Source organism: Nocardia sputi (assembly GCF_023501985.1).
Genome location: NZ_JAMFLC010000046.1, coordinates 16610 through 28119 on the forward strand (window position 1 = coordinate 16610; position 11510 = coordinate 28119).

The 11510-nt window shown below is 66.0% G+C and carries 9 protein-coding genes and 3 pseudogenes; 7 read left to right on the forward strand and 5 right to left on the reverse strand.

The features are described 5' to 3' along the window. Positions 1-11 precede the first annotated feature (11 nt). Positions 12-1739 (forward strand): sensor histidine kinase, encoded by a 1728-nt coding sequence (locus M8859_RS35545; RefSeq protein WP_249645585.1) that lies wholly within the window; start codon positions 12-14, stop codon positions 1737-1739. Positions 1740-2014: 275 nt separating this feature from the next. On the opposite strand, the pseudogene M8859_RS35550 reads toward M8859_RS35545, so the two are convergent. Continuing rightward, a pseudogene (locus M8859_RS35550) lies at positions 2015-3360 on the reverse strand (phosphoribosyltransferase family protein). 323 nt (positions 3361-3683) lie between these two features. Between M8859_RS35550 and M8859_RS35555 the strand changes: the two are divergent. Continuing rightward, a complete protein-coding gene (locus M8859_RS35555) occupies positions 3684-5480 on the forward strand; it encodes an AMP-dependent synthetase/ligase (RefSeq protein ID WP_249645586.1) in 1797 nt (598 codons plus the stop codon). Between the two features lie 50 nt (positions 5481-5530). On the opposite strand, the gene M8859_RS35560 is transcribed toward M8859_RS35555, so the two are convergent. Both M8859_RS35560 and M8859_RS35565 read right to left on the reverse strand, forming a co-directional pair. Then, entirely contained in the window at positions 5531-6421 is an 891-nt protein-coding gene (locus M8859_RS35560) for a universal stress protein (RefSeq protein WP_195072404.1), read from the reverse strand. Positions 6422-6514: 93 nt separating this feature from the next. Beyond that, positions 6515-6865 carry a DUF1918 domain-containing protein gene (locus M8859_RS35565; RefSeq protein ID WP_195072403.1) on the reverse strand — a complete coding sequence of 117 codons (351 nt, stop codon included), beginning with the start codon at positions 6863-6865 and terminating at the stop codon, positions 6515-6517. A gap of 264 nt (positions 6866-7129) precedes the next feature. Here M8859_RS35565 and M8859_RS35570 point away from each other — a divergent pair, with 264 nt between their 5' ends. The 5 genes from M8859_RS35570 to M8859_RS35590 all read left to right on the forward strand — a co-directional run bounded on the left by M8859_RS35570 (position 7130) and on the right by M8859_RS35590 (position 10568). Next, on the forward strand, positions 7130-7474 hold the full coding sequence (locus M8859_RS35570; RefSeq protein ID WP_195072402.1) for a hypothetical protein: 345 nt from the start codon (positions 7130-7132) through the stop codon (positions 7472-7474). 154 nt (positions 7475-7628) lie between these two features. Beyond that, entirely contained in the window at positions 7629-8492 is an 864-nt protein-coding gene (locus M8859_RS35575) for a universal stress protein (protein ID WP_195072401.1), read from the forward strand. A 516-nt stretch (positions 8493-9008) separates the two neighbouring features. Then, positions 9009-9320 carry a putative universal stress family protein gene (locus M8859_RS35580; protein ID WP_195072400.1) on the forward strand — a complete coding sequence of 104 codons (312 nt, stop codon included), beginning with the start codon at positions 9009-9011 and terminating at the stop codon, positions 9318-9320. 91 nt (positions 9321-9411) lie between these two features. Further along, complete coding sequence (locus M8859_RS35585; RefSeq protein WP_159930264.1) at positions 9412-9744, forward strand: spore germination protein GerW family protein; 333 nt, start codon at positions 9412-9414, stop codon at positions 9742-9744. A gap of 143 nt (positions 9745-9887) precedes the next feature. Further along, complete coding sequence (locus tag M8859_RS35590) at positions 9888-10568, forward strand: hypothetical protein (protein ID WP_195072399.1); 681 nt, start codon at positions 9888-9890, stop codon at positions 10566-10568. A gap of 254 nt (positions 10569-10822) precedes the next feature. Here M8859_RS35590 and M8859_RS35595 read toward each other — a convergent pair. Both M8859_RS35595 and M8859_RS35600 read right to left on the reverse strand, forming a co-directional pair. Continuing rightward, positions 10823-11365, reverse strand: a pseudogene (locus M8859_RS35595) (cation transporting ATPase C-terminal domain-containing protein); the annotation flags it as partial. 19 nt (positions 11366-11384) lie between these two features. Continuing rightward, positions 11385-11510: pseudogene (locus M8859_RS35600) on the reverse strand (integrase core domain-containing protein); the annotation flags it as partial.

Below are 11510 nucleotides of genomic sequence, written 5' to 3' on the forward strand. Positions count from 1 at the left end.
GAGCAGTCGATATGACCGATGACACGTCAGCAGGCATGTACTCGGTCCGCGATACGCTTTCGCAACTGCGGCTGCGTGAGCTGCTGGGCGAGGTCAAAGATCGCATCGAGCAGATCATCGACGCCCGCGACCGGATGGACGGCTTGATCGAGGCGATGCTGACCGTCACCTCCGGGCTGGACCTGGATCGCACCCTGCGCACGATCGTGCACACCGCCATCTCCCTGGTCGAGGCCCGCTACGGCGCGCTCGGCGTCCGCGGCCACGACCAGCAACTCACCCAGTTCATCTACCAGGGCATCGACGAGCCGACCCGCGAACTGATCGGGGATCTCCCGCAGGGTCACGGGGTGCTCGGATTACTGTTCAGCCAGCCCACACCGATCCGGCTGGACAACCTCGCCGAGCATCCCTCCTCGGTCGGATTTCCCGCCCACCACCCGCCGATGCGCACCTTCCTCGGCGTGCCCGTCCGCATCCGCGACGAGGTCTTCGGCAACCTCTACCTCACCGAGAAGGCAGGCGGCCAGCCGTTCACCGAAGACGACGAGGTCATCGTGCGGGCCCTAGCCGCCGCGGCCGGTATCGCCATCGACAACGCCCACCTCTACGAATCCGCCCGCACCCGGCAGGCCTGGATCGAAGCCACCCGCGACATCACCACCGAATTCCTCGCCGCAACCGACTCCGATCAAGTTCTGGCTCACCTGGTGGACCACACCTGTCGGCTCACCTGCTCCGAGCGGACCTTCCTCGCGGTCGTACCGGACCCAGAGAGCTGCCACGAGGAGATCACCGAACTGGTGATCACCCACGGCGCAGGCGCCCGCAACGGTCAACGGCTCGTCAAACTGCCCTCCGGGGACAGCACCATCGCGACCGCGATCCGGGCGCACGCCCCCCAACGGCTCGACGACTCACGCCGCGCCGATCTCGGCAAGATCTTCCCCGAGGCCGGGCCTGCACTGGTACTGCCCATGCAGACACCCGACTCCACCGTCGGTGTCCTCATCGCGTTGCGCAGCGTGGAGTCGGCGCCCTATGACGACGAGACCTTGAAACTGACCTCCGCCTTCACCGACCAGGCGGCGCTGGCGATGCAACTGGCCGACGCCCAGCAGCGCGTGCGGGAGCTGGACATCCTCTCCGACCGCGACCGCATCGCCCGCGACCTGCACGACCACGTGATCCAGCGACTGTTCGCCGTCGGCTTGAGCCTGCAGGGAACCGTCCCACGCACCCGCGTTCCCGAAGTACGCGAACGGATCACCGAAGCGATCACCGATCTGCAAGACGTGGTGCAGGAGATTCGGACCTCGATCTTCGACCTGCACGGCGGCGAGGGGCACAGCGGGCGGGTACGGCAACGCATCGAGGAGGCGATCCGCCAGCAGACCGCCGCCAGCGACATCCGAACCTCCGTACACATCGCCGGTCCGCTCTCGGTGATCGATCCGGAGTTGGCTGATCATGCCGAAGCCGTTGTGCGCGAGGCGGTCAGCAACACCGTCCGGCATTCCGGCGCGGAGTCGGTCTCGGTCGAGATCACCGTGGCCGACGACCTGACCATCGTCATCGAGGACGACGGGTGCGGCATGCCCCGCGAGGTCACCCCCAGCGGTCTGACGAATCTGGCCCAGCGTGCCGAACAAGCGGCCGGGACCTTCTCCGTCACACCAGGTAACGGCCCAGAAGGCAAACCCGGCACTCGGCTGTGCTGGAAAGTGCCGCTGCGCTGAACCGATAGCAGGACGGCGGGACTTCGCCGCCGCGTTAGCCGGACGTTGCTGTGCGGCTTCCGTCGACACCGCCGTCGGGCCCCGGCTGAGCAGCTCGTACAGCGGCCGCAAAGCGTTCAGGTGAGCGATGGCATCCGCTAGCAGCTGAGCGATCGAGCGCTCTTCGATCGGCGTGGGGGCCGCTGGCTCGCCGCGCCGAGTCGTCGAGCCAACATCGAGCAGGTCCACAGCGGCGGCCGACTGTTGGCGCTGCCCGGCAGGAACGCAAATCGAGATCATGATCGAGTCTCCGTCCGGCCACCCGCCGCCGACGCGGGCGCCAGCTGAGCGACCAGCCAGTCGCGGGCGAGTTCGGCGACCTTCTCCAATGCGCCCGGCTCGGCCAACAAGTGTGTGGCGTCGGGCAACACAGTCGGTGCGGTTTCGCACGACATCTCTTGCACCGCCGTGCGATGGAGCCCCAGCACTAAATGGTCGTGCCCCACCCACGATCAGCAACGTCGGTGCGCGGACCACCGCGAGTTGCCGCCCCGGCGAGATACGGCCGGCCGCCACGCGACACCACCGCGGCGATAGAGACGCTGGGATCGGCCCCGGCCCGTAGCGCAGCGGCGGCGCCCGTACCGGCCCCGGAGTACCCGATCCGCAGGCCGGCGACGTCGGGTCGACCGGTCAGCCATCGCGTGACATCGAGCAGTCGCCGCGACAGCAGCTCGATATCGAAGACTCGTGACCGGTCGATCTCCTCCTCGGCAGTGAGCTTGTCGAAAACGAAGTTGGCCAGCCCGGCCCGGTTCAGCACCTCGGCAACGAATCGGTTGCGCGGGCTACGACGGCTGCTGCCGCTGCCGTGTGCGAACATCATCAGCCCGAGCGGGTTCTCCGGAATGGTGAGATACCCGGACAGTTCGCCCTAACCGAGCGGGAGCTGGATGTCCTCATCACACAACGGCGGATCGTCCACCGGCATTTGGGGGAACTCGCTGCGGTCTTCCGCAGAACGAAGAAGCAGGTCGACCTCGGCGTCAGCGACTTGGCCGAAATTGTGGTACCAGCCGCCGACAGCGCCGAACCACGTGGCCATCTCCAGACAGACCACCTCATCGGCCACGTCCTGCAGTATCGCCAGCGTGTCACGGGGAGCCACCGGGACGGCCAGCACAACGCGCTGTGCGCCTTGTTCCCACGCCACCTGGCAGGCGGCGCGAGCCGTCGCGCCGGTGGCGATGCCGTCATCGATGACGACCACGGTTCGACCCAACAGCGGGATACGCGGGTGAGCACGCCGCAGCCGCTCGGTCCGCCGTCTCAATTCGGCGCGTTCACGACGCTCTATCTCAGCGATCTCCTCGCGGGTGAGTCTTGTGTAACCGAGGACCACGTCGTTGATCACTTGGACGCCATCTTCGCCGATCGCGCCGAAAGCGAGTTCCGGCTGGTATGGGACACCGAGTTCACGTACCACGAGCACGTCCAGTGGTACGCCCAGCACCCTCGCGACCTCGTAGGCCACGGGAACACCGCCACGCGGCAGGCCCACCACGACAACATCCTCATCCCGCAGGTACTCCAGCCGTTTCGCCAGGCGACGCCCGGCGTCACGGCGATCATCGAAAAGCATCGCCGACCTCCTCTCTGGTCCAGCGTTGCCTTCCTCACCTCGTGACGGCAGGTCCGATCGTCGCCGGGCGGAGAGCCGTTGGTCCTGCGAAATCCAGGACAGCGGCGAGGGGTGACCGCCCACCGCACCACTTAGGCCCGGCGCGGGTGATGGCGCGCGGCGCAGTGCTGCAGGGTCCCTGGCGACACAGGACTTTGGTCCTCAGGCAGGACTGCCAACAGCCATCGCAGCATCGATGCGATCGGAGCCATACTCAACTGTGCGCAGCTGACTTAGGTCGAGCGCACCGTGTGCCCTTCCGGCAGCGGCGCCGAGGAGCGATCATGCACGAATTCGGATTACCGGCTTTGTACCACGTCCCTGCCGACGCGAACCTCACCGACTTGATCGAACGCAACGCCACACGGCATCCGGACCTGACCGTGATTTCTCGCAAAGTGGGCGGTCGTTGGCGTGATGTGACAGCCGCCCAGTTCCGCAACGAAGTGTGGGCGACGGCGAAAGGATTGATCGCCAACGGCATCCAGGCCGGGGATCGGGTGGCTGTCATGTCCCGAACCCGGTATGAGTGGACGCTGCTGGACTTCGCGATCTGGTGTGCGGGTGCGGTCACGGTGCCGGTCTACGAGACCTCCTCCTCCGAACAAGTGCAGTGGATCGTCTCCGACTCCGGCGCGGTCGCCGTCGTCACCGAGACCGACAACCACACGGCCGTGGTCGCAACCGTGCGCGACCAACTGCCGAAGTTGACCCATACTTGGCAAATCGACGCCGACGCCGTTGCCACTCTGACCACGGAGGGCACCCGTATCAGCGACACAGCCGTGGCCGAGCGGCGAGCCACTCTGTCGGCCGACGCCCTGGCGACGATTGTGTACACCTCCGGAACCACCGGCCGCCCGAAGGGCTGTCAGCTGACCCACGGCAACTTCCTGGCCGAATTGGGCAATATCACCGCTCGGATGCCGACGCTGTTCCGTACCGGAGAGTCCTCGGTGCTGTTGTTCCTGCCACTGGCCCACGTGCTCGGCCGGATCGCCGAGGTGGCGGCCGCGTACGTCCCGGTCAACATCGCCCATGTCAGCGACGTCAAAGATGTCACCGCGGAACTCGGGGCGTTCCGGCCGACACTGATCCTGGGCGTGCCGCGCGTCTTCGAGAAGGTGTACAACACCGCTCGCGTCCGAGCCCAACTCGCCGGCCGGGAACGGATCTTCGACGCTGCGGCCGCTGCGGCCATCGCCTACAGCCGCGCCCTGGACACCGGGCGGCGAATCGGGCTTCCGCTCCGGGTCCGCCATGCACTGTTCGACCGCCTGGTCTACCGACGGCTGCGTACCGCGCTGGGCGGGCGCGCTACGCACGCCATATCCGGCGGCGCGCCGCTCGGCGAACGGCTGGGCCACTTCTACCGCGGCGTCGGATTCACCGTGCTCGAAGGTTATGGGTTGACCGAGACCTGTGCGGCCGCCACGTTCAATCCCGATGACCGGCCGAAGATCGGTACGGTCGGCCAGCCGCTCCCCGGTTCCTCCGTCCGCATCGACGACGACGGCGAAATACTGCTGCGAGGACCGAATGTATTCACCGGATACTGGAACAACCCACACGCCACCGCCGACACGTTCCGCAGTGGCTGGTTCGCCACCGGCGATCTCGGCACGCTCGACGACGACGGATACCTCACCATCATCGGACGCAAGAAGGAGATCATCGTGACCGCAGCCGGCAAGAACGTTGCCCCTGCGATGATCGAAGACCGCATCCGCGCCCACGCCATCATCGGAGAGGTGATCGTCCTCGGCGACGGCAAGCCGTTCATCAGCTGCCTGGTGACCGTCGATGCCGAGCACTTCCCCACCTGGAAGCAGCTCAATGGCAAGCCCGCCGATGCCACCATCGCCGACCTCGACTCCGATTCCGACTTGCTCGCCGCCATCCAGGCCGCCATCGACGATGGTAACCAAGCCGTCTCCCAGGCCGAGGCCATCCGCAAATTCCGGCTGCTGCACACCGAGCTCACTGAGGCCAATGGTTACATCACCCCGTCGTTGAAGCTCAAACGCAACATCGTGCTCCGCGACTTCGCCACGGAGATAAGCGCGATGTACAGCGAGTGAACGCGACCGACCCCACTTCAGCCACACCTGGACCCGTCTACCACACAACCTCAGAGGTGACGCACGACGATGATGGGGCACTGTGCTGTATTCACGAGTGCGGAAGTGGTGGAGCGGGGCAGCATGCCCGTCGCGCCTTTGCGACCACGGCTGCCCACCACCAGCAGCTGCGCATCCCGCGCTTCATCGGCCAGGCAGCGAACAGGACTGTCGCGCAGCAACACTCGTCGCACCGGCACCTCTGGGTATCGCTCGCCGAACCCGGCCAGGCTCTGTGCGAGCAGCGCGGTCTCCAGCTCGCGCACGGCGTCCCAGGTCGGAATGAGATTGGTCCCGCGTGTATCGCTCCACGCGTGCAGCGCGATCAACTCGACCTCGCGCCGGGAGGCCTCTTCGAACGCCAGGCGGATCGCCGGTATGCAATTGGGCGTTCCGTCCACTCCGACGAGGACCGGCTTGCCCGCGGACGCCGCATCCGTGGCCGGAGCCGAGCGAATGATCGCGACCGGGCAACGTGCGCGCCCGGTAACCGCTGTGCTCACCGATCCGAGCAATCCACGGCCGAACGCCCGGAGACGACGGCTGCCGACGACCACCATTCCCGACGATCGCGAACGATCGATCAAATACGGAAGGATCGGAGCGGCGATCAGTGCGGTTTCCACAGGTAGCGTCTCGTCGGGCGCAGCCTTCCGAGCCACCTCGAGAGCCTCGCCGAGCACTCGCTCGACGTCCAGGCTCCGCGCTGCGCCGGTGTCGGCCGAGAGTGCTCTCGCGCCGAAGCCGGTCCGAACCGAGGTGACGATGCACAGTTTGCGCCGATACAACGCCGCATCTGCCGCCGCCCACGCCGCGGCGTAATAGGAGACGGTCGAGCCGTCGACGGCGACGATGGTCGGCCGATCGACCTGCCCCTGTGGTGGCGTCGTGTTGTCTGTCATGATATTCACCTGGAAGCCGCAGCTGCCCTACCTATCCTCGCCAATTGGTCTGCACATCCGGCTGTCGCTTCGCATCCCTGCGACCGCCCCGGATCAATCGCCTTCCGCGCCGCCGCGGAGAAACTGGCTCGGGGGAGGGACCACCGATGGGCCATCGGTGCCGGTTACTCGGGGCGCGGGCTTCGCGGCCGACCGGCTCGTCCGATAGTGCTTCGAGGAAAAGTGTGCCTCTGTGACTTCTTCTTGCGCACGCAGTTCGTCGCGGGTCGCTATATGTGCGTCCGGCCCGGGGAATGTCAGTGCCCGATGCCCGGTATCGGTCCAATGCACCAGGTAAGGCGGCATTCCGTCCTTTCCGTGCACTTCCTCGATGAAACCGTGCCGAACCGCGCCGCCGACACTGCGACCTTCGACTATCAGCCAGTCCCCCACGTTCGCATGCATACCGCCCAACCTCCTCGGTTCCCGTACGCACTCATCGTCGCAACGGGGCGAGTACCGCCGGTAGGGTCATTGGTCGCAGGCACAGGTCCTTCTCGGTGCAGCGTACGGCTATCGGTTATCCGCAGAGCGAGGCTGACACCCCAGTTTCTCGCGGGGCATCTGCACCATCAGGTGGAGGCTTCCCGTAGCGGGGCCGACAGCACCCGCCACTCAGGGCCATCGGACCCTAGGCGAATCGCGGCGGCCGGGAGAATGCTGAAAGCCATGGTCCCGAAGAGCGATTCACCGACAGCGTCACTACACACCGCGCGCGAACGGTTCAACACCGTCGCCGAGAAGATCGGCACCTGGGTGCTGCCGACACCTCTGCGCACAATGTTGCGCGGCGGAACCGGCAGCGACAGGGTCGCGGCTGACGCAATTACCGAACGACTGGACGAAATGGAACACCGGGTGCTGCTGCTAGGTGACGCCGTGGCGGTTCTCGCCCGCGGGCTCGAACAATTGCCGAGCGATGACATTGATGACCAACGCCGGGCCGACGCGGCTCAGCAAGCCCACCGCATTCTCATCGCCGAGCATCTCACCACCGCGTCCGCACCGCAGTAGGCGTGTCGATAGCCGTGGATGTACCGGCAGCGGCATGGAAGCAGGCCACGTAATCGTCGTGGTCGCCCGGCTCGGCTGCCCGCACTATCCGGTGCCGTGCGCCGCTCATCGATCAGCAAGGGGTACCTGCGAGAAGCAGGAAGGAGTGCAACAGATGCCCACTATCAGCAATCCCCCTATCGTCGTCGGCGTCGACGGCTCCTCCGACGCGCTCGCGGCCTTGCGCTGGGCCGCCGCCGACGCCGCTCACCATCAAGTGCCGCTACACCTCGTCTACGCGATCGGAGTCCTGGGTGGCTTCGGATCGGGTATCGAACTCGGACAGTTCGATTTCGATGATTACTTGCAAGGTGTACGTCACACCTTGGAAACCGCCCGCGCGGCCGCCGTCTCCGTATCCGCGTCGATCGCCCAACTCGATATCAGCGCCGAACTGGTGGACGAGCCCCCGATCCCGGTCCTACGTGATCGTTCCAAGACCGCGCGACTGCTCGTCGTCGGCACGCAGGGGCTCGGCGCCATCAACCGCAGGCTACTGGGATCGGTCAGCACCGCACTGGCTCGGCACGCCGCATGTCCGGTCGCCGTCATCCCGGAAACCTCCACTCCATCCGACGGCCCGGTGGCGGTCGGCGTGGACGGCTCACCGAGCAGCGTGCACGCCGTCGAGGTCGCCTTCGACGAGTCCGCGTTCCGCGGCGTCGAACTCATCGCGGTGCACACGTGGTCGGACTTCCTGCGCTTCAGTTCACGCGCCGATATGCAGGAGGAAGGCGAGGAACTCCTCTCCCGAAGCCTGGCCGGATACGGCGAGAAGTATCCGGAGGTTCGGGTGCGGCGCATCGTTGTCGAGGACCGCCCCGCCGAGCAGCTACTCCAGATAGGCGAAAAAGCCCAGCTCATCGTCGTCGGCGGCCATGGACGCGGCGGCTTTCCCGGCATGACGCTCGGGTCGGTCGGTCAGGCCGTCCTGCACGCGGCCGAGGTGCCGGTGATCATCGCCAGGTCGGCGAGCTGACTGCTCATGCCGCAGGGAGCCGGTTGGGCTGGTTTTGCTCGCCCACGGCAGCAGCAGCGTCAGGAACACGTCTGCGTAAAGGAATGGAAAGAGGCCCAAAGACCCGGAGACGGTAACCAATTTCCCTACGACCTCGACGCTCATCGCGCGACAGTGGATATCGAGACCCGTGAAAGGAACCATCATGGACTGGCCTACTGCCGCCGTTGTCATCACCGCGATCATCGCGGCAATGGTCGTCGCGGCCACCTATCTGTCGGCTAGAAAGCCGTAAAGATCCGATGCTGTGGCATCTACCGAAACGGCGATCACCTCTGCGTCAAGTCTCGATATCTGTAATCGTCCGGACGTTTCGGGTGCAGAAAGGGCGAACACACCGCCCCCGCAGATATTGATCTGCTATGACGGCTTCGCCGGCGCTGCACGAGCTATAAAGGCCGCGGCACGCTGTTCGTACGCAGCCCGGCTATTGTCCTCTATGTCTCCCCGGGATTGCTACCCCATCATGTGCACACGGTGTCCGACGAAACACTCCGGCAGGAACTCATCGAGGAAGTACGCTCGGCAGCTCGACACGACGCCATCGCCGTCGCCGAAGAAGGGGCAAGGCTGGCCAAGGAGGCTGGTCTCGAAGCCACAGTGCGAACCGTTGAGCGCGCCGACTCGCCAGCGGTCGCGATCCTCGAAGTGCCAGCAACGGAGCCTGTCGCGGCGGTGGTGATCGGACGGACGCATCGAAAAGGTCCTGTCCGAGCCGGACACAAACCAGCGGATAAAGGCTTCGATCGCCGTCCGGCACCGATCTGTTGCCGTTCCTCCCACGATTGAGGGCCGATCGACTCTCGTCCGCGTGTGGCTGCCGTTGGACCCTGAACTGGCCGACGGGAACAACCCGTACGAGCGCACGAGAGGAGACGCAATGAAGGTCGAAGACGTTCTCGGCTCAGCGAAGGATGCCATGACGGTCCAACGGGTGTACGCCGAGCCCGTCGAGCGGGACGGCACCACCCTGATCGCTGTCGCCACCGTATCCGGCGGTGCGGGCGGCGGCACGGGCGCCGACAAGGCCGGACAGGAAGGGTCCGGCGTCGGATTCGGCCTGGGCGCCAAGCCCGTCGGCGTCTATGTCCTGCGCAACGGCCGACTGAGCTGGCGACCGGCTATCGACGTCAATCGACTCATCACCGTGGTCGGCGCCGTCACCGTTACGGCGCTGCTTGTCGGTGCACGAATCGCTCGGCTCGGCCGGTAATCATGCCACGAGCATCGCACGCCTGCCGTGTGATCAGCTGCTGGCCGAAAGGCTATCGCCCGCGTCGTCATGACTATCGGCCCTGCTGGGACCCGGACTGCTGAGCTGAACATACGAACAGACCCCCGACGGGAGGCACGAATATGCGATGGCCCGTTCTTCCGCTGGCCGCGGTGGCGGCGTTGGCGTTGCGGCACCGGATGTTGCGCTGGGGCGCCACCCCTGCCGAGGTGGCAGCCGAGTACCCCGGTGACACACTGGTTCCGGCCCCGACTGGCTGCTCGACCATGGCCACAACCCTCGAGGCGCCCCGGGAAACCGTCTGGTGCTGGCTGGTTCAGATGGGCGCCGACCGTGCTGGTTGGTACAGCTGGGACCGGTTGGACAATCGCGGGCGGCCCAGCGCGACACGGATTGTGCCGAAATGGCAGGACTTGCGCGTGGGCGACCGTGTGAATGCGACAGTCGACGGACGCATGTATTTCACGGTGGCGATCATCGATCGTCCGACGACGTTGGTGCTGCGCAGTGATCTCACGTTGCCCAGCGGCCGTCCTTTCGATCCTCGGGGCCCGCTCCCCCGGATGTTCACGCAAGGTGTGTGGGGCTTCCATCTCATCGAGCTACCCTGCGGACGCACTCGCCTGGTGGTGCGCACCATCGGACGGGATGCGCCCCGCCCTTTGATGGCGGTCACCGACTTCCTCGTCGGTCAGCCCGCTCACCTGATCATGCAGGCGCGGCAGTTCGCCAACCTGCGCCGCCGCCTCGGCGCCGCGGAGAACACACAGACGAGCGCGGGTGTCGTCTCCGATCACACGTGAGCCGGCGACAGCCGTCCGGCTGCTTCCGGACGCCCCATGCAGGGACAAACGAGTCACGCTCCGTACTCGCGCGTCGGGGCGAACTGCCAAGGACGCAAGGCATGTTCATGTCATGGTGGCAGATTCCCCCGGCACCTGGCATCCATTCCGACCGAGAGTTGCTGCACGGAGTTACCCGCGTCTCGAACAGCGGGGCTATATGGTCGAGGCAGCGGGCCGCCACACAACCCACGTGTTCCAGCGCCGGTGTGCCCTCAGCGCCGGAGACGTTTATCTACCGCGACCACGACGCTCGCGGCCGCGGCGATGGCGAGGATGCGCAGCCAGGTGGCGGTGTCGAGGGGCGCGGTGTCGAACACGGTGTTCATGGCGGGCAGGTAGGTGAAAGCGAGCTGGCCGATCGCTTGTGCGGTGAGTCCGGCGATGACCCACGGATTGGAGAACAGGCCGATTCTCCATGCCGATCGCGTCAGGGAACGGCAGCTGAACAGGTAGAAGGCTTCGACCACGACGAACAGGTTCACCGCCGCGGTGCGGGCTTCGGCCAAGTCGGCGCCGCGGGCGAGTTCCCACTCGAACATCGACCACGAGCCGGCGACCAGCAGGGTGTAGACCAGCAGGATCCGCACGATCAGGGCGCGGGTGAGCAGCGGCTGTGCCGGATCGCGGGGCGGGCGGGTCATGATCCCGTCTTCTTCGGGTTCGAAGGCGAGCATCAAGCCCAGCAATACGGCAGTGGTCATGTTGATCCACAGGATCTGGGTCGGCAGTATCGGCAGCGTGGCACCGGCGACGATTGTCGGCCGCGTTCGGAAACTAGGTGTACTGACCTGAGAGGTTGGGGACGCGGCTGGCTGGTGGGTGTCCGCCGAGTGCGGTGTGGCCGCGGTGGTGATTGTAGGCGTGAAGCCAGTCGGTGAACGCGGCGCGGCGTTCGGTTTC